Annotated in this window: 18 protein-coding genes and 1 pseudogene; 18 read left to right on the forward strand and 1 reads right to left on the reverse strand. The window is 30.9% G+C overall.

Annotated elements, in window-relative coordinates; translation table 11 throughout:
* The first annotated feature begins 405 nt into the window (after positions 1-405).
* The 7 genes from pepV (at position 406) to LQ609_RS03795 (ending at position 7,892) form a co-directional block, all read left to right on the forward strand.
* Positions 406-1,821 (forward strand): dipeptidase PepV, encoded by a 1,416-nt coding sequence (pepV, locus tag LQ609_RS03765; protein WP_107509639.1) that lies wholly within the window; start codon positions 406-408, stop codon positions 1,819-1,821.
* Positions 1,821-2,669 (forward strand): D-amino-acid transaminase, encoded by an 849-nt coding sequence (gene dat / locus LQ609_RS03770; RefSeq protein ID WP_208143730.1) that lies wholly within the window; start codon positions 1,821-1,823, stop codon positions 2,667-2,669. The genes pepV and dat overlap by 1 nt, the downstream gene beginning before the upstream one ends.
* A 257-nt stretch (positions 2,670-2,926) precedes the next feature.
* Complete coding sequence (locus tag LQ609_RS03775) at positions 2,927-3,718, forward strand: phosphotransferase family protein (RefSeq protein ID WP_078357558.1); 792 nt, start codon at positions 2,927-2,929, stop codon at positions 3,716-3,718.
* Between the two features lie 13 nt (positions 3,719-3,731).
* Positions 3,732-4,367 (forward strand): tRNA (guanosine(46)-N7)-methyltransferase TrmB, encoded by a 636-nt coding sequence (trmB, locus tag LQ609_RS03780; RefSeq protein ID WP_078357557.1) that lies wholly within the window; start codon positions 3,732-3,734, stop codon positions 4,365-4,367.
* Positions 4,368-4,464: 97 nt separating this feature from the next.
* The gene (locus tag LQ609_RS03785; protein ID WP_239734342.1) at positions 4,465-5,352 is read left to right on the forward strand and encodes a nuclease-related domain-containing protein; all 888 of its coding nucleotides are present in this window, start codon (positions 4,465-4,467) and stop codon (positions 5,350-5,352) included.
* 511 nt (positions 5,353-5,863) lie between these two features.
* On the forward strand, positions 5,864-6,706 hold the full coding sequence (locus LQ609_RS03790) for a YtnP family quorum-quenching lactonase (RefSeq protein ID WP_239734343.1): 843 nt from the start codon (positions 5,864-5,866) through the stop codon (positions 6,704-6,706).
* Positions 6,696-7,892 (forward strand): MalY/PatB family protein, encoded by a 1,197-nt coding sequence (locus LQ609_RS03795; protein ID WP_107509999.1) that lies wholly within the window; start codon positions 6,696-6,698, stop codon positions 7,890-7,892. The genes LQ609_RS03790 and LQ609_RS03795 overlap by 11 nt, the downstream gene beginning before the upstream one ends.
* Positions 7,893-8,041: 149 nt before the next feature.
* Here the strand turns inward: LQ609_RS03795 and LQ609_RS03800 are convergent, their stop codons facing one another.
* The gene (locus tag LQ609_RS03800; protein WP_078357554.1) at positions 8,042-8,356 is read right to left on the reverse strand and encodes a hypothetical protein; all 315 of its coding nucleotides are present in this window, start codon (positions 8,354-8,356) and stop codon (positions 8,042-8,044) included.
* 80 nt (positions 8,357-8,436) lie between these two features.
* Here LQ609_RS03800 and LQ609_RS03805 point away from each other — a divergent pair, with 80 nt between their 5' ends.
* The 11 genes and pseudogenes from LQ609_RS03805 (at position 8,437) to LQ609_RS03855 (ending at position 20,001) form a co-directional block, all read left to right on the forward strand.
* Positions 8,437-9,513: a M42 family metallopeptidase gene (locus tag LQ609_RS03805; RefSeq protein ID WP_078357553.1), complete on the forward strand. Its 1,077-nt coding sequence runs from the start codon at positions 8,437-8,439 to the stop codon at positions 9,511-9,513.
* A gap of 87 nt (positions 9,514-9,600) precedes the next feature.
* Positions 9,601-10,383, forward strand: a complete 783-nt coding sequence (locus tag LQ609_RS03810; RefSeq protein ID WP_078357552.1) for an amino acid ABC transporter substrate-binding protein — start codon at positions 9,601-9,603, stop codon at positions 10,381-10,383.
* Positions 10,364-11,083, forward strand: coding sequence for an amino acid ABC transporter permease (locus LQ609_RS03815; protein ID WP_078357551.1), 720 nt, complete (start codon positions 10,364-10,366; stop codon positions 11,081-11,083). Before LQ609_RS03810 ends, LQ609_RS03815 begins: the two co-directional genes overlap by 20 nt.
* Entirely contained in the window at positions 11,080-11,808 is a 729-nt protein-coding gene (locus tag LQ609_RS03820; protein ID WP_239734344.1) for an amino acid ABC transporter ATP-binding protein, read from the forward strand. The genes LQ609_RS03815 and LQ609_RS03820 overlap by 4 nt, the downstream gene beginning before the upstream one ends.
* A gap of 82 nt (positions 11,809-11,890) precedes the next feature.
* Entirely contained in the window at positions 11,891-12,907 is a 1,017-nt protein-coding gene (locus tag LQ609_RS03825) for a PTS sugar transporter subunit IIC (protein WP_078357549.1), read from the forward strand.
* Positions 12,904-13,218, forward strand: coding sequence for a thioredoxin family protein (locus LQ609_RS03830; RefSeq protein ID WP_078357548.1), 315 nt, complete (start codon positions 12,904-12,906; stop codon positions 13,216-13,218). The genes LQ609_RS03825 and LQ609_RS03830 overlap by 4 nt, the downstream gene beginning before the upstream one ends.
* 155 nt (positions 13,219-13,373) lie before the next feature.
* Positions 13,374-14,252 (forward strand): DUF1444 domain-containing protein, encoded by an 879-nt coding sequence (locus tag LQ609_RS03835; RefSeq protein WP_078357547.1) that lies wholly within the window; start codon positions 13,374-13,376, stop codon positions 14,250-14,252.
* A 12-nt stretch (positions 14,253-14,264) separates the two neighbouring features.
* Entirely contained in the window at positions 14,265-14,870 is a 606-nt protein-coding gene (gene ytpR / locus LQ609_RS03840) for a YtpR family tRNA-binding protein (RefSeq protein ID WP_107510001.1), read from the forward strand.
* A gap of 1,402 nt (positions 14,871-16,272) precedes the next feature.
* Positions 16,273-18,024: pseudogene (locus LQ609_RS12755) on the forward strand (DNA translocase FtsK); the annotation flags it as partial.
* Positions 18,025-18,046: 22 nt separating this feature from the next.
* The gene (gene murC, locus LQ609_RS03850) at positions 18,047-19,354 is read left to right on the forward strand and encodes a UDP-N-acetylmuramate--L-alanine ligase (protein ID WP_078357545.1); all 1,308 of its coding nucleotides are present in this window, start codon (positions 18,047-18,049) and stop codon (positions 19,352-19,354) included.
* Between the two features lie 92 nt (positions 19,355-19,446).
* Positions 19,447-20,001 (forward strand): DUF948 domain-containing protein, encoded by a 555-nt coding sequence (locus LQ609_RS03855; RefSeq protein WP_078357544.1) that lies wholly within the window; start codon positions 19,447-19,449, stop codon positions 19,999-20,001.
* The last annotated feature ends 34 nt before the right edge of the window (positions 20,002-20,035 follow it).

Genomic DNA, 20,035 nt, shown 5'->3' on the forward strand with positions numbered 1-20,035 from the left:
TATCATGTTAGCCTCGTCTTGCAATATTCAGCCTCTCTATTTATCATGTTAGCCTCGTCTTGCAATATTCAGCCTCTCTATTTATCATGTTAGCCTCGTCTTGCAATATTCAGCCTCTCTATTTATCATGTTGGACCTGTCTTGATAAATTCAAGACAGTTTGTCGACAGTCTGAGACCGACAGTTTTGTCGGTATATATTTAATTATTTATAAATGACTGTCCTTTTTAAATGGGAAATAATTTCTTTAAAAAAATTTAAAATATAAATGACCATAGTGGTACGTATAAGGAAATAATTTTTTAGCTAAAAAAATAGCAATTTATCAGTATTTCTATTTCATATTTACAAAAATATCATGTATTATATAGATAACTATTCAAGTTAAGAAAGAGATGATTTTCGATGTGGAAAAATAAAGTTAAAGAATATGAAGAAGATATTATTAATGATTTAAAGGGGCTCTTAAGCATCGAAAGCGTAAGAGATGATTCTGCCAGTTCATATGATGCACCGGTTGGACCTGGTCCTAAAAAAGCGTTGAATTATATGTATCAAATTGGTGAAAGAGATGGCTTCTCTTATGTAGATATTGAAAATATAGTCGGAAGAATCGAAGCAGGTAAAGGTGAGGACTTATTAGGTATTCTTTGCCATGTTGATGTTGTACCAGCTGGAGCTGGATGGGATTCTAATCCATTTGAACCTGTTGAAACTGAAAATGCTATTATAGCGCGTGGCACTTTAGATGATAAAGGTCCAACTATAGCAGCATATTATGCTGTAAAGATTTTAGAAGATATGAAAGTTGATTGGAAGAAAAGAATACATATTATTGTGGGCACAGACGAAGAGTCTGATTGGAAATGTACAGATAGATATTTTGAAACTGAAGAAATGCCTTCTGTAGGTTTTGCACCAGATGCCGAATTCCCACTTATTCATGGAGAAAAAGGTATTGTTACATTTAACATTCTACAATCAGGGTATGTTGAAGATAATGATGAACCAGAAGTAGAATTAAAAGCCTTCTTCTCAGGTGAAAGATTTAATATGGTTCCAGACACTGCTCAAGCAAAATTATTAATTAAAGAACAAATGACTAATGTTGTACAAATATTTGAATCATTTTTAAGTGAGCATGAAATTGAAGGTGAAGCTTCAATTGACGAAGGATTTTTAAATTTAATCGTTCATGGTAAAGCAGCACATGGTATGGATCCAACTTTAGGAGTAAATGCTGGGTTACTACTTATCCAATTTTTAAATAAATTGAATTTAGATAAGTATGCAAATTCATACGTTAAATTTGCTAATGACTATTTAGTCGACTCTCCAAAAGGTGAGAAAATGGGTATGAAATTTGCTACTGAAGAAATGGGAGAAGTTACAACTAATACGGGTATTATGAGCTATACAGATGTAGATGGTGGTCAATTCGGAATTAATTTAAGATATCCAGAAGGTTTCAATTTTGATCAATCCATTTCTCGTTTTACTGAAGAAGTAACTGAAAAAGGCTTTGAAATTGAAATGGATAAACATCAATTACCACACTATGTAGATAAGAACGATCCATTTATAGAGCAGCTATTATCAGCTTATAGAAATCAAACTGGTGACAAATCTGAGCCATACACAATTGGTGGTGGAACATACGCTAGAAACTTAGATAAAGGTGTAGCATTTGGTGCGATGTTTAAAGACTCAGAAGATTTAATGCATCAAAAAAATGAATACATTACAAAAAAACAATTATTTAATGCAACTGCAATTTATTTAGAAGCAATATACAATGTCTGTGTAAAGGATGATGAGTAATGACATATATTTATATAAATGATGAATTTGTTGACGAATCTAAAGGGCAAGTAAGTTTTTCTGACAGAGGATACAATTTTGGAGATGGAATATATGAATACATACGTATTTATGACGGCGAAGTATTCACAGCACATGAACACTATGAGAGATTGTTTAGAAGTGCTAAAGAAATTGGTTTAAATTTAGAAGATTATACTGTAGAAGGACTAATTGATGTAACAAAAGAGTTAGCTGCAAAGAATAATGTAGTAAATGGTGGCATATATATTCAAGTTACTCGTGGTGTAGCACCTCGTAATCACCCATTTCCTGATGCCAGTACAAAACCAGTATTTACTGCTTTTTCAAAAAGCTATGACAGACCATATGAAGAATTAGAAAATGGTGTTAAAGCAATCACTGTTGATGATATTAGATGGTTAAGATGTGATATAAAAAGTTTGAATTTATTAGGTAACGTTCTAGCTAAAGAAAAAGCTACTCAAAATGATGCTGCAGAAGCAATCATGCACAGAGACCAAACTGTAACAGAAGGTAGCTCAAGTAACGTGTATGCTATTAAAAACGGTAAAATATATACACATCCAGCAAATAATTTAATATTAAATGGTATTACGAGACGTGTTATTAAAAAAATAGCTCAGGACTTAGAAATTCCATTTATAGAAGAAGCATTTAATTTAGACTTCTTAAACAATGCAGATGAAGTCATTGTTTCAAGTACGTCTGTTGAAGTTATGCCTGTTGTACAAGTGAATGATAGTAAAATCGGGGATGGTAAAGTTGGTCAAATTACGAAGCAACTACAAAAATCATTTGATAATTATATTGAGTCCAATTCTTAAAAATATTTTAGTGTAATTTTAATATCTAGACCAAACCATATGAATACTGAATTTATTAGACTTATTGTATATTAATAGGTTCAAAATACTCGAAAGTTTTCATTTATGAGGTTGAAATCTTAACCAAAAGATAATAAAATTTAAAAGAAGCGCACTAAAACTACAAAAATTAAACGAAATTTTTTAAGATTAAAATATGACTCTTGAAAAGGAACATTCTTGAGTCTTTTTCTTTTTCTGAAAGTGAGGTGGATAGGTTGGAACATTTTTATCAATTAGGATGGACGTTAGACTCAGCAGGTGGAGCATCTGGTGAAGCATATATGGCAGAACAAGATGGCCGCAAGCTCTTCCTAAAACGTAATTCAAGTCCTTTTTTAACAGCATTATCTGCTGAAGGTATTGTACCTAAATTAGTTTGGACTAAAAGAATTGAAACAGGAGAAGTTGTAACTGCACAGCATTGGAAAAATGGTAGAGAGTTAGTCCAAGATGAAATGAATTCTAACCGTGTTGCCAAACTTCTTAAAAAAATACATTCTTCTAAACAATTATTAAATATGCTTAAACGTATGGAAATGAAACCGATGCATCCAGAACTATTATTTAAGAAAATCAATAGTTCTTTATCTAGACATGTATTATCGAATAGGACTGTTAGAAAGGCATTGCTTTACTTAGAAGATAATATGCCTACATTAGATAGCAGATTTTATACTGTAATACATGGAGATGTTAATCATAACAATTGGTTATTATCTGACCAAGACGAACTATTTCTTGTAGATTGGGAAGGTGCGATGATTGCAGATCCTGCTATTGATATTGGCATGATATTATATACTTATGTTGATGAAAATGACTGGGTAGATTGGTTGAGCAAATATGGTATTAACGATACGCATGATTTGAAAAAACGTATGAAATGGTACACGTTAATACAAGCTATCGCTATGGTAGAATGGTATGAAGAGAAAAAGCGATATAATGATATGAATGATTGGTTAAACTTCTTGAATGAAGTAATGACAAGAAATGTATTTATATAAGGAGCTACTTTGAATGAGAATGCGAAATAAACCTTGGGCTGATGACTTTTTGAAAGATCATCCCAATTTAGTAGATGTAGATCTAAACCATCAATATAAAATGGCTGAGTGGTTTGATAAAGACCAACCAATACATATAGAGGTTGGTACTGGAATGGGTAGGTTTATTACTGAAACAGCTAAACAAAATCCTAACATCAATTATGTTGCAATTGAAAAGGACAAAAATGTTATGGTAAGGGTATTAGAAAAAGTTAAAGAAATGGAATTAGACAATATCAAGTTAATAAATCAAGATGCAAAATTATTAACTGAGTATTTTGTAGAAAATGAAGTTTCTAGAGTATATCTTAATTTTTCTGATCCGTGGCCAAAAACACGTCATGCAAAACGTAGATTAACATTCTCATCCTTTCTAGATATATATCAACACATTTTGAAAAAAGATGGTCAAATCCATTTTAAAACTGATAATCAAGGATTATTTGAGTATAGTTTAGAAAGCATGTCACAATATGGTATGTCATTTGATTATATTAACTTGAATTTACATGAAGACGAACCAGAAGATAATATTCGTACAGAATACGAAGATAAATTCTCAAGCAGAGGATTTAGAATTTATCGAATGGAAGCTAGCTTTAAATAAAATGATTAAGCTGGGACAAATTAATTTGTCCCAGCTTTTTCTTTTATTCTTTTAGTAAGTTGAATATAATAATGGTATTAAATATGGAGGTACAACAATGGACAGTCATAAATATTTATTAGCATTACAGAATAGAATTATTTTAGAAAAAATTGATGACGAAACGAAAAATTATATTAGAGGTTTAGAAGGAGAGGTTTGTATCAAAGGATTATTAGATAAGTATAAACAGTCTAACTACATATATAATCTCAATTTAAATTATAAGAATCGGGTTCAAATAGACTTTTTAGTAATTTCTGATGATACAATATTTCATTTAGAAGTTAAACATTATTCAGGAGATTACAGTATTCATGAAGGACAGTTGCTTAATGAATATGGAACTATGTTTTACACCCCTTTTCAACAAATCAAAAGAGCACATTATGAATTAAACCACGTTATAACCCACTACAATATAAACAGAGAAATAAAATCTTTTCTAGTATTTTCAAATCCTAAATTCACAATAAAAACGCATATTCCAAATAACATCAATGTTTTATTACCTACAGAATTACACAAACTTCAATATATGTTTAAAAATAATAAATCAATAGAAAATTCTCGAATATTAAAGATATTTAAAAGTAATCATAGTGACTTTTCTCATATATATAATAATGTCAATAAAATTCCAATTGAACATTTACGTAAAGGACTAAAGTGTCCACGTTGTAAAAGACTATACAAAACTACACTAGAAATTAATAAGAAATATTTAGTATGTGAAGCATGTCTTTATAAAATTGCTCGACAAAACTTGTATTTATATAACTTGAAAGAACTTTATATATGTAAAAAAGAACCTTTTACATTGAATGAAGCTCAAAAGTGGTGTCAGTTAGAAAATAGTCTAACGATTAGAAGAGTGGTAGAAAAATATTTTAAGTCTATCGATAAAAATCCCAAAAAGTATTACTTAGATAACGAAGAATTGTAAGCATAGTGATACTTAGATCACTTGAATTTATCAAGACGAGGCAAACATGATAAATAGAGCCCATGAATTTATCAAGACGTGTCCAACATGATAAATAGAGCGGTTGAATTTATCAAGACGAGGCAAACATGATAAATAGAGCGGCTGAATTTATCAAGACGAGGCAAACATGATAAATAGAGCGGTTGAATTTATCAAGACGAGGCGAACATGATAAATAGAGCGGCTGAATTTATCTAGACGAGGTCAACATGATAAATAGAGCGGTTGAATATTGCAAGACGAGGTAAACATGATAAATAGAGCGGTTGAATTTATCAAGACGAGGTAAACATGATAAATAGAGCGTCTGAATATTGCAAGACGTGGCCAACATGATAAATAGAACAATTTCCACTTATCAACTGAATTAATAAATACGCTTAATACCATAAACAACTTGCCAATCTTGAAAGATGTTCATTAAATCAATTAATGATAAAATAATGATAAATGATTGGAGGGGATAATCTTGTTAAATATAGGTGATTTTAAATTATGTCCATTACAAGGTGGTATTACTCAAATGGATGGTGGTGCAATGTTTGGTGTTGTGCCAAGAGCATTGTGGACAAAAAAATATCCAGTTAATGAACTCAATCAAATACCTCTTGTTACGGATCCAATATTTGTTCAGAGTAAAGAACATAATATTATCATAGATGCAGGGATAGGTAACGGTAAATTAACTGATAAACAAAAGCGGAATTATGGAACGACTTACGAAAGTGATATAGAAAATTCTTTAAATCAATTTGGCATCACTATTAATGATATAGATATTGTTATTATGTCACATATGCATTTTGATCATGCGTGTGGACTAACAACACCAGATGGTCAATCAGTATTTAAAAATGCAACAATCTATACATCACAAATTGAATGGAACGAGCTAAGATCACCTAATATTAGAAGTAAATCAACATATTGGGAAGAAAATTATAAAGGTATTGAACATCAAGTAGTTACTTTCGTTAAAAGCATGGAAATAATACCGGGAATTACTATGCATCATACTGGTGGCCATAGTGCTGGTCATAGTGTCATCGAAATAGAAAGTGATGGTGAGAAAGCTGTACATATGGCAGATATAATGCCAACGATTGCTCATTTAAATCCATTATGGGTTACAGCTTATGATGATTATCCAATGGATTCAATTAATGCAAAAGAACGTTTATTACAAAAATATATTAAAAATGATTATTGGTTTGTGTTTTATCATGATGCAGATCATTTTGCTGTACGAATTGATGAAGAAACAAGGGGAATCAAAGAAAACATTAGAAGGGATGATTTAGTTGAAATATAATTTTGATGAAATTATTGATAGAAGAGGAACTGCCACGGTAGCTTATGAAGGGCAACGTAAAGTATACGATTACGAAAATCTTGAACCTTTCTGGATAGCTGATATGGATATTAAAACACCTGATTTTATAATTGATCATTTAAAAAACAAATTAGACCAAGCCCATTTTGGATATTTAGTTTGGAAACAAGATGAATACTTAAATGCAATTAAACATTGGTACAAAACTAGGTTTTCAGTAAATGTTCAAAAAAATGATATTTATTATGTGCCAAGTATATTATTTACTGTTACAGAAGTAATTCGTGAATTTACAAAAGAAGGTGAAGGCGTATTAATACACACTCCTTCTTATAATGCGTTTATTAATTTAATTGAAGGAAATAATAGACGTCTAGTAGAATCACCTTTAATCAAGACAGAAAATGGATACGAATTAGATAAGGCACAATTTGAGAAAATGGCGGCTCAAGATGATGTGAAGGTTCTAGTACTTTGTAACCCTCATAATCCTACTGGTAAAGTATGGACAAAAGAAGAATGTGAATTTATGAAAGAAGTTTGTGAAAAAAATGATGTATTTATCGTTTCTGATGAAATTCATATGGACTTTGTAAGAAGTGAAAAAGGATTTTATTCAATGACGAATCAAATGAAATTAGATTCTCCAATTTTAGTTGTAACTGGATTAGGAAAAACGTTTAATTTAGCGAGTTTAGCGAGTAGTTACATGATTACTAAACATAGATATTTCACATTACAATTTAATAGAAAGCTTGCCACTTATTACGGTTTAGCAGCAGCCAATACACTTGCAGTTGAAGCTGTAAAAGTAGCATATACACAAGCTGGAGATTGGGTTGATCAATTAAACCAACATATTGAAAGAAATATGGATATACTAGATGATTTTATTAAAAGTGAAATGCCAGAACAACTAACATTTATCAAGCCAGATTCTACTTATTTGGCGTGGATTGATTTTTCTAAAAGTGGATTTAATGAAAGTGAAGTACAAAAAGCGTTACAATCTGTAGGCAAAATTGCAACAGGAATTGGTAATTCATTTGAAATAAGTGAAAGTCATCACTTTAGAATGAACTTAGCATGCAGTGAGGAAAAATTGGTAAATGGTTTAGAAGCTATTAAAAAGTCATTTACCGCATTATCAAATAATAAAATTTAAAAAATTATAAAATATTTTTTAAATATTTAGTATTTTTTGCGCTGACTCCCGCGGAAAGCATGCGCAAAAAAACTGCCGTCAAAGTCTAGGACATTGACGGCAGTCTGACATGATGTACTTTTATGTACATCATGTTTCATTTAATAGTATTATATTTCATAAATATCAATGACTTGGCCATTAAAAGCATCAGCAATAAATTCGTAGTGTATAAGTTTGCCATTTTTATTTATAGAAATGCCACCATGAACTACTTTTGTTTCAATGCCGAATTTTTGGTAGGTCTTTGGGATATGTAAGATATAAGATGCTTCCACATTATTAAATTCTTTTTTCACTTGATTAAGTATTTCTTCGCAATTGTAGAGCTTGAACTGCTTAAAGTAAATGATAGTTGCAAGTACCCCTAATCCTGTAAAAATAGAAGAAATTAATATGACAAAGCGTAACTTATTATTTTGCATGACCATGCCTCCTTTTTTCTTAAATTTAGTTTAACACAAAGAATGTATGATAGATAAATATTTAAATAGGGAGAATCATAATGACACAAATTAGACAAGAAACATTGACTAGAATGAAAGAACTTACTGAATTACATGGCGTTCCAGGATTTGAAAGTGAAGTACGTGAATATTTAAAAGAAAAAATGGAACCATTTGTAGATGAAATAATTGGCGATAATATGGGGAGTATATATGGTATCAAAAAATCTAAAAAAGAAAATGCTCCTAAAGTATTAATAGCAGCTCACATGGATGAAATCGGATTTATGGTTACTGAAATGACAAAAGAGGGTATGTTAAAGTTCACACCACTAGGAGGCGTTTCATCAGATGTTTGGTTATCACAAACACTACAATTAAAAACTCGTGATGGTCAATATTATAATGGTGTAGTTGGAAGTATACCTAAACATTTTAGAACGGGTAAAGAATCAGGCGTTGCTATTGAAGACATGTTATTAGATGTTGGAGCAGAAAGTTTAGAACAATTAAAAGAAATGGGTATTCGCATAGGTGATACGATTGTTCCTCGTACTGATTTTGAAAGATTGACAGAAAATAGAGTATTAGCAAAAGCTTGGGACAATAGATATGGATGTCTTGTTGGACTAGAACTATTAGAGTTACTAAAAGACAAAGAATTGGATGTTGATTTATACGTCGGAGCAAACGTTCAAGAAGAAGTTGGATTAAGAGGTGCTTCTGCAAGTGTAAATCTTATTCAACCTGATTTAGCTTTAGTTGTAGATTGTTCTCCAGCGAATGATATGAAAGGTCACATCGGTTTGTCAGGTGCATTAGGTAAGGGTGTATTAATTAGAATTCTTGATCGTACGATGATTCTTTCTGAAAGAATGCGAGATTATTTAATTGAGACTGTTGAAGATAAAGAAATTGATCATCAATATTTCCAATCACCAGGTGGTACAGATGGTGGCGAAATTCACAAATCTTTAACTGGTATACCTACTGCTGTAATTGGCGTTTGTGCAAGGTACATCCACACGAGTAAAGCAATTTATGATGTTAGAGATTACTTAAGTGCAAAGACATTACTTGAAACATTAGTATTAGATTTAAGTTCAGAAAAGATTGAATATTTAAAATTTAAATAAGTCAGATTTTAGTAATTGACAGTTCATGGATTTCAGTCTAAACTATGTTTATTCCGATTAGGATACTAAGAATAGAGGGATGTATAAATGAAAAAAGGTATATTTTTAATTATTGCATTAATAGTAGTGTTAGCTGCATGTGGGAATAGTGACGATTCAAAAGAAAGTAGCAGTAAGAAAGACGACAAAAAAATTGTTGTAGGTACTGAAGGTACTTACGCGCCATTTAGTTTTCATGATAAAAATGATAAATTAACTGGCTATGATGTTGAAGTTACTAAAGCTGTAGCAAAAGAAATTGGTTATAAAGTTGAGTTTAAAGAAACTCAGTGGGATTCAATGTTTGCAGGACTTGATGCAGGACGTTTTGATATGATTGCAAACCAAGTAGGTATTAATGATGAAAGAAAAGCTAAATATAAATTCTCAGATCCATACACTTATTCTAAAGGTGTACTAGTAGTAAATGAGAAGAACAAAGATATTAAATCATTTGATGATGTTAAAGGTAAAAAATTAGCTCAAACATTAACATCAAATTATGGTAAACTTGCTCAATCTAAAGGAGCAGATATCACTAAAGTAGATGGTTTTAATCAAGCTATGGACTTATTACAATCTAACCGTGTTGAAGGTACATTTAATGATAATGTTTCATATTTAGATTATAAAAAACAAAAACCAAATGCTAAAATCAAAGCTATTGAAGGCGATGCAGAACAAAGTCAATCAGCATTTACATTTAGTAAAAAAGAAGATGACAAAAAAATCGAAGAATTCAATAAAGGTTTGAAAACATTAAAAGATAATGGTGAATTAGAAAAAATAAGTAAGAAATGGTTTGGCGATAATGTTTCAGAACCTAAATGATGAACAACTTCATGCTTTAAATGCTGCTAAACAAGCTTTTCTACCGATGTTAGAAGGTTTAGTTAAATATTCTATTCCTATAACTTTAGCTACTTTTGTTATAGGATTGATATTGGCTTTATTAACAGCTTTGATGCGTATTTCAAGCAGCAAAGTACTTAAAGGGATTGCCCGTTTTTATGTATCAATCATAAGAGGAACGCCTATGATTGTTCAATTATTCATTATCTTTTACGGTATTCCCGAAATTGGCAGATTAGCAACAGGAGAAGCGGATAATCAGCTTACATTATCACCGGTTATAGCTGCAATAATAGGTCTTTCACTTAATGTTGGTGCATATGCATCTGAAATATTAAGAGGTGGAATTATGTCAATTCCTAAAGGTCAGACAGAAGCAGCTTATTCAATCGGTATGAATTATAAACAAACAGTGCAACGCATTATTTTACCTCAAGCTATTAGAGTATCAGTACCAGCTTTAGGTAATACATTCTTAAGTTTAATAAAAGATACTTCATTACTAGGATTCATATTGGTTGCAGAAATGTTTAGAAAAGCACAAGAAGTAGCTTCTACTACTTATGAATTTTTAACTATTTATTTATTAGTAGCTATTTTATATTGGGTTGTTTGTTTCATCATTTCCGTAATCCAATCTTATTATGAATCATATATTGAAAGAGGGTATCGCTCATGATAGAACTTCAAAATATAAAAAAATCTTTTAATGACAAAGAAGTGATCAAAGGCATTAATCTTTCAGTAGATAAAGGTGAGGTTATCACTTTAATTGGTAGATCTGGATCAGGTAAAACAACTTTACTACGAATGATGAATGCATTAGAAATCCCTTCAGAAGGTACAGTTGTTGTAAATGGCGAAACTTATACTGCTGAGAATAAAAAATCTCAAATTAAAGTTAGAAAACAATCTGGAATGGTCTTCCAAAGTTATAACTTGTTCCCTCATAAGACTGCTATTGAAAATGTAATGGAAGGTTTAATAACAGTTAAAAAAATGAGTAAACAAAATGCACTTAGTGAAGCGCTACAGCTTTTGAAAAAAGTAGGATTAGAAAGTGTAAAAGATCAAAGACCACACGCATTATCTGGTGGACAACAACAACGTGTTGCAATTGCAAGAGCACTAGCAATGAACCCTAAAGTAATGCTTTTTGATGAGCCTACATCAGCATTAGATCCTGAACTTGTAAATGATGTGTTAAAAGTCATAAAGAATTTAGCTAATGAAGGTATGACGATGGTTATTGTTACTCATGAAATGCGTTTTGCAAGAGAAGTTTCAGATAGAATGGTATTTATTAATGATGGTTTAATTGGTGAAGAAGGTAAACCTGAAACGTTATTTACTCAGCCAAAAACAGAAGCATTAAAAAAATTCCTTAATGTAATAGAAGTATAATAAAAAAAGCACTTGTAATTATTTGATTTTAAATAATTACAAGTGCTTTTTTATAGTATAATCTCTTTAAGGAGTGTGAAAAATGGAGAAAGTTAAATCATTTTTTAATAGAACAATAATCGATGGCCTTAGTTACATGGCTTTAGGTCTCTTTAGTACTTTAATTGTTGGGCTAATTATAGAAACTTTAGGTCAAACCTTAAATACATATTTTGATACATCAATTATGATAGAAATAGGAAAATTGGCACAATCATTAACTGGTGCAGGGGTAGGGGTAGCAGTTAGTTATGGAATTGGTGCATCACCACTTATTATTTTCACAACAGCAGTCACAGGTATGTATGGATACGAACAAGGTGGAGCTGTAGGTAGTTATTTGGCATCTGTAGTAGCAAGTGAATTGGGCAGGTTTTATTCTGGTAAGACAAAAATCGATATTATTTTGTCACCTATATTAACTCTTTTTATTGGCACTTGTATTGCGAAATTTATCGCACCATTTATAGATGCATTTATGAAAGAGTTAGGTAGTTGGATTCAATTGAGCACAGAACAACAGCCGCTATTAATGGGTATGTTCGTAAGCTTTTTAGTCGGTATAACTTTAAGTAGTCCAATTTCTAGTGCTGCTTTAGCTTTGATGCTAGGGTTAAGTGGTACTGCTGCAGCTGCTGCAACAATCGGTGGTTGTTGCCATATGATTGGATTTGCAGTTACAAGTTATAAAGATAACGGTATTTCAGGGGTAATAGCACATGGAATAGGTACTAGTAAGTTACAAATTCCAAATTACTTGAAACAACCTTTTATATTGATACCACCCGTTATAGCAAGTTTAATAGTTGCTCCAATTATGACTGTATTTTGGCCAATGGAAAATAATGCTGCTGGTGCAGGTATGGGTTCAAGTGGGCTTGTAGGTCAAATAATGACAATAAAAACGATGGGTAGTTCAACTGAGGTTTGGCTACAAATTGCATTCTTCCATTTCTTATTACCAGCTGTAATCAGTTTATTTGTTTATCAAATATTAAGAAAGTATCATATAATTAAAGATGGTCAACAAACTTTAATGATAGGAAGTGTAAAAAAATGAAACAATTAACTTCAATTGAAGAATTCAAAACATTAATTAATGAACCAACAATATTTATGTTCACTGCATCTTGGTGTCCAGATTGCCATTTTATTGATCCGGATTTACCAGCCTTAGAAGAAAAGTATAAGCAATATCAATTCGTATCTGTTGATAGAGATGAATTTATTGATTTATGTCAAGAGGTAGATGTAATGGGAATTCCGAGTTTTATAGCTTATGACAAAGAACAAGAGTTGGGAAGATACGTCGGAAAAGAACGTAAAACAATTCCACAAATCAGTTCATTTATTGATGGATTGAGTTTATAGAATAAGTGAAAAAAAGCAGGTCGAAAAAAGTTTCTTTAATTTTCGAATTACCTGCTTTTTTATTTTATTTAAGTTGATTTATATATGTTTATCACTGTTACATAGTGGTAATTTGTTGTAAACTATATAGAGGTATAAAAATAGGAGTGTTTAGAATGAATGTCTTTCAAATGAGAGATTTATTAAAAGATCGCTTGAAATCATTAGATGCAAATTTCAAGTTTGATAGAGAAGATGAAAGTTTAAGAATAGAAAGAACTGATAACAAAAAAGGGCTCTCTGTTAAATTAGCTCCAATTATTGCTAAGTATAAAGATAAAGGTGATAAAACAATTGATGAAATTGTTTATTACGTAACAGAGACAATAAATGCAATGCAAGATGAATCTACTAAAGAAATTAATAAAATAGAGATATTACCAGTTATTAGGTCTACAAGTTTCCATAAAGAAACGAAAGAAGGTATACCATTTTTAATTGATGAACATACTGCTGAGACAAATGTTTATTATGCTTTAGATTTAGGTAATACTTATCGTTTAATTGATGAATCTATGTTAGAAGAGCTTAAATTAACTAAAGAACAGATTAAAGAACAAGCATTATTTAACATCAAAAAGAAAAAAACAACTTATAAATCAGATGAAGTTCAAGGTAATACATTCTATTTTGTAAATACTAACGACGGCTATGATGCTTCTAGAATATTAAATCAAACATTTTTAAAAGATGTTTATAAAAATATTGAAGGGGAAATGTTATTAGCTACGCCTCATCAAGACGTATTAGTTATTTGTGATATTAAGAATGAAATTGGTTATGATGTTGTTGCTCAAATGACGATGCAATTTTTCCAAAATGGCCTTGTTCCAATAACTTCATTATCTTTCTCTTATACACCAGAAAAGCCTTTAGAACCAATCTTTATTTTAGGTAAAAATCATTCACGTAAGAGAAATCAAGAAGTCATAGAAAGACTTGAAAAAAACAGAGAAAAATTTAAAAATATGAAAAACAATCAAAAAAGACTTTAAGGAGTTAAGAAAATGAATTTATTTTATAACAAAAATGGCGTTGGAGATGTTCTAATGGTCACAATAGATCCTGCAACTGAAAATTTAGAATATGCATATCAAAATGATATAACAATTATTAAAAGTGAAAGTAATATTGTAGGATTTAATATATTTAATGCTTCTAAATATGTTCAGTTAGAAGGTAGTGGAAATATTAAAATTCAAGAAAAACATATTAGTAGCATACAAGATTTATTAGAAAAAAATAATATTAACTATAAACTAGAAGTTGATTTATCACCTAAATTTGTAGTTGGATATGTAACAGAAAAGACTAAACATCCAGATGCTGACAAACTATCAGTATGCCAAGTTGATGTTGATAATGGCACATTGCAAATTGTATGTGGCGCACCAAATATTGACCAAGGACAAAAAGTAGTTGTAGCTAAAGTAGGGGCAGTTATGCCTAGTGGAATGCTTATTAAAGATGCAGAATTAAGAGGTGTACCTTCTACTGGCATGATATGTTCAATGAAAGAACTTGATTTGGAAGGTGCTCCAAAAGAAAAAGGTATAATGGTATTGGATGATAGTTATACTGTAGGAACACCATTTTTTGAAGACGAAAGGTAGTGAACCTATGAGTTGGTTTGATGATATATTCGGACAATCTAAAAGTAATCAAAATAACGAAAAAGAAAAAAAAGAACAAATATCTTCCGATTACCATCCAGAAGATGATTCAACTAACGAAGAAATATACAGAAGACCTAAAGGGAAATTTAGATTTCCTATTCAAATGGAATATGAAGAACCGTCTGACGATAACTTGGGGCAATATAATCAATCAGAAAATGAACCTGATTATAAACCGAAAGAACATAATCATGACAATAGGTTTTATGATGAAAATGAAGCTTCATTCCCTACAAATAGAAGAAGACGCAGAAGAAATCAAAATAGTACGCAACAATCATTTAATAATGCATCTAGAACACATAACAAAGATGTAAATAATTATAAAAATGACAAAAATGAAAAAAATAATAAAACATCAAATCGAAATAAAAAAGCTGAAAAGTATAATGAAGATACAAAATTTCAGGAAAGATTGAATTCTTTACACCAACCGAAATTTAAGGCATCTGAAGTTCCTTCAGCTATTTTTGGCATGCGCAAACAAAAAGATGTCCCTAATAGTGGGTTAAAAGATCATAGCACATCAGATTATTTAAATGATCTTAAAAATAAGGATACTGACAACACTAAGAATGAAAACATTCAAAAAGAGCAAAATGGTGAAATCATTCAAGATGTACCTACTTATTCACAGACAGATAACACAATTAATATTGAGAATATATATGCATCTCAAATTGTTTCTGAAATTAGAAAAGAACGTGAAAAGAAACTTCAAAAGAAAAAACAATTTGAAAAAGCATTAAGAGAAAAAAGAGAACAAGAGTTAAAAAATCTAGAATCTGAAGAAGAAAAATCGCAAGTTAAAAATCAAGATTATTTCTTTAAACAACAAGCTTCATATATTAAGAATAATCCAAACGATAACTCTAATAATGAAGATGTTGATAAAGATAATACGAGCGAACTCAATCAAAGTGAATCTACTGATGATGAAATCAAAATGTCATTACAACCAGATGTAAATGACCTTACTACATATGAATTTAAAGAAATTGATTTAGATTTTGATGAAGAATCATACAACAGTGATGAACAAGACATTGGACAAGATATGTCAGAACCATATGAAGATGAACTTGTTCATGACCAAGTATTTGAAAATGAAGAAAATGCTACTTTTGAGGAAGTAGAAGAAGTAGAAGAAAGTGATGTTTCTGAACAATCTCATCATGAGATGTCTGAACAAAGTTCTGAAGATGAACAGTTTGAAGAACAAATAGACCAGGAACATGAAGTAATTAATCCAGTAGAAGAAAATGATACTGAAGCATTAAATAATCATATAGAAGAAGCACATTCAGAAATCATAGAAGAATCAAATCATTTTGTAGAAGATGATATAAGCTTTGAAGACTTCGATGTAGTAGAAGATAGTGAACCTTCATCTGAAGAAGCGTTTGGATTAGTAGATGAGACATTACTGGAATCACCTCAAGATGAAGAAGCACAGAATACTCAAGATATTGATGATCAACATGAAAGTAATGTTCAATTTGATGAAGTTGAAAATTCAGAAGAAAAACAAACTTATGAACCAGTACTTAAACCAAATCCAACAAGAAAATCGTCACCGTTTAATGTCTTGATGACGCCTTCAGATAAACGAAAACACCAAACATTCAAAAATGATATAAAGCGTAAAGAAAATAATGAATCTGAACAAGCTACAAAACGTAAAGGTCCTTTATTTGTACTACCTCCAGTATCAATCTTAGATGATGTAGTAGAAAAAGAGGATAATAGCGAATGGCTAGAAGACAAGAAAAAAGAATTAGATGAAGCATTTTATCATTTTAATGTTCCAGCTCATGTCGTAAATATGATTCAAGGTCCAACAGTTACAAGATTTGAATTATCAGTTGAAAAAGGTGTGAAAGTTTCAAGAATTACAGCACTACAAGACGATATAAAAATGGCATTAGCAGCTAAAGATATTAGAATCGAAGCACCAATACCTGGTACAAGTTTAGTTGGAATAGAAGTGCCAAATCAAAGTCCAAAAAAAATACCTTTAGGACAGATGATTACCTCTAAAGCATTTCAACAAGCGGAAAGTAAGTTGACAGTTGCTATGGGATTTAAGATTAATAATGAACCGTTATTAATGGATATTTCTAAGACTCCACATGCACTTATTGCTGGTGCAACAGGTTCTGGTAAATCTGTATGTATTAATGCAATATTGACGAGTCTATTGTATAAGAATCATCCGGATGAATTAAAATTATTACTTATTGATCCTAAGATGGTTGAACTTGCACCTTATAACAATTTACCTCATCTCGTAGCACCAGTCATAACTGATGTGAAAGCTGCAACAGCTAGCTTAAAATGGGCTGTTGAAGAGATGGAAAGAAGATATAAACGTTTTGCAGAATTACATGTGAGAAATATTACTGCTTTTAATAAAAAAGCAAATTACGAGCAAAGAATGGCGAAAATCATTATAGTTATAGATGAATTAGCTGATTTAATGATGATGTCTCCACAAGAAGTGGAGCAATCTATTGCCAGAATTGCACAGAAGGCTAGAGCTTGTGGTATACATATGATACTTGCTACTCAAAGACCTTCAGTTAATGTAATTACAGGTTTAATTAAAGCAAATGTTCCAACTAGAATCTCATTTATGGTATCTTCTTCGATTGACTCTAGAACTATTCTTGATGTTGGTGGAGCAGAAAAATTACTTGGTAATGGTGATATGTTGTATCTTGGTAATGGTATGAATAAACCAATAAGAGTTCAAGGTGCATTTGTATCAGATGATGAAATTGATGAAACAGTTTCAAATGTAAGTAATCAAATGAAACCTAACTATCTATTCAAAGAAGAAACATTGTTGAAAAAAGTTAATGAACAACCTAAAGATGCTTTGTTTAATGATGTTTGTGATTTTATGGTGAAAGAAGGTCATATTTCAACTTCACTGATACAAAGACATTTCCAAATTGGTTACAATAGAGCTGCTCGAATGATTGATAATTTAGAGGAAAGAGGATTTATATCTGGTTCTAATGGCTCCAAACCAAGAGATGTTTTAATTACTAAAGATATGCTAGAAGAAAAAGAAACTAACAATTAAGTACTAGAAGGAGTGACATGAAATGACATTATTTCATTTTGTTGGAATAAAAGGGGCGGGTATGAGTTCACTTGCACAAATTATGCATGATATGGGACATAACGTTCAAGGTTCTGATATAGAAAATACAGTGTTTACAGAAATAGCTTTGAAAAATAAAGGGATAAAAATACTACCTTTTGATGTTGAAAATATTAAAGAAGGTATGACAATAATTGCAGGTAATGCATTTCCGGATTCGCACCCTGAAATTGCAAGAGCGTATGAATTAGGATTAGAAGTTAAACGTTATCATATCTTCCTTGGTGATTTTATGTCTCAATATACTTCTGTAGCTGTTACGGGTGCACATGGTAAGACATCAACGACAGGGTTATTATCACATGTTATGAATGGTGATCAAAAGACTTCATTTCTAATTGGTGATGGTACTGGAATGGGTATGCCTGATAGTTCTTACTTTGCATTTGAAGCATGTGAGTATAGAAGACATTTCTTAAGTTACTATCCTGACTATGCAATCATGACAAATATTGATTTCGATCACCCTGATTATTTTAAAGACTTACAAGATGTTACAAATGCTTTCCAAGAGATGGCTAAAAATGTAAAAAAAGGTATTGTAGCATGGGGGCATGATAGTGAGCTGAGAAAAATTGAAGCAGACGTTCCTATCTATTACTATGGATTTGAAGAAGATAATGATGTTTTTGCTAAAAATATTCATACATCATCTAAGGGCACAACATTTGATGTCTATTTCAAAACTAAAAATGAACTAATCGGTACTTTTACTACACCAATGTATGGAGACCATCATGTTCTTAATGCATTAGCAGTAATAGCAGTTTGTCATTTAGAAAAATTAGATATTGCAAATATTAAAGAAGCTCTGTTAACATTTGGCGGCGTAAAAAGAAGATTTAGTGAAAGCTTTTATGATAACCAAATTTTAATAGATGACTATGCACATCATCCTAGAGAAATTAACGCTACAATTGAATCAGCTAGAAAAAAATATCCAGAAAACGAAGTTGTAGCAGTATTTCAACCTCATACTTTTTCTCGAACTGAAACATTTTTAAATGAATTTGCTGAAAGTTTAAACCGAGCAGATAAAGTATATTTATGTGATATTTTTGGATCAATTAGAGAACAACAAGGCGAGTTAACAATTCATGATTTAAAAGCTTTAATTCCAAACTCAGATTTAATTAATGAAGATACAGTTTCACAACTACAAAAACATACTAATGGTGTTATACTATTTATGGGCGCTGGAGACATTCAAAAAATTCAAAAAGCTTATGTTTCTACGTTAGAAGTTTAAAATTGATATGTTTATTATTTATTGAGTCAGGGTATTAAATATTAGTATATCAATTAAAGATTTAGTTTTATAATTATTAGGAGGCGTTCAGTATGGATTGGATATTACCAATAGCAGGAATTATTGCTGCTGTTGCATTTTTAGTAATATGTGTTGTTTTAGCACTATTCTTAATGCAACTATTAAAAACAGTTAAAGGTATTAACGAAACACTAGATGGCATTCAAGGCCAAATACAAGGTATTACACGTGAATCTACAGATTTACTTCATAAAGCAAATCGCTTAACAGAAGATATTCAAGATAAATCATTACGTTTGAATTCTGTTGTAGATGCTGTAAAAGGTGTTGGTGATTCAGTTCAAACACTTAACACTTCAGTTGATAGAGTGACTAATTCAATTACTCACAATATCTCACAAAATGAAGATAAAATTTCTCAAGTAATTCAATGGTCAAATGTTGCAATGGAAGTTGCAGATAAATGGCAATTAAGAAGAGATCGTAGAAGTAATGTATCATCATATAAAAGCGATATAAATTCTTCTAATGATTTTGAAACGCAAGTACCAAAAAACTACAATGAAAAAACAACACAGGGCGATAACTTGGATGAAGATAAAATTGGTGCAGGTTTAAAAAAATAAACTAAATGCACTTATAATCTAGATTATAAGTGCA

Source organism: Mammaliicoccus sp. G-M28 (assembly GCF_022386595.1).
Classification (GTDB): Bacteria; Bacillota; Bacilli; order Staphylococcales; family Staphylococcaceae; genus Mammaliicoccus; species Mammaliicoccus fleurettii.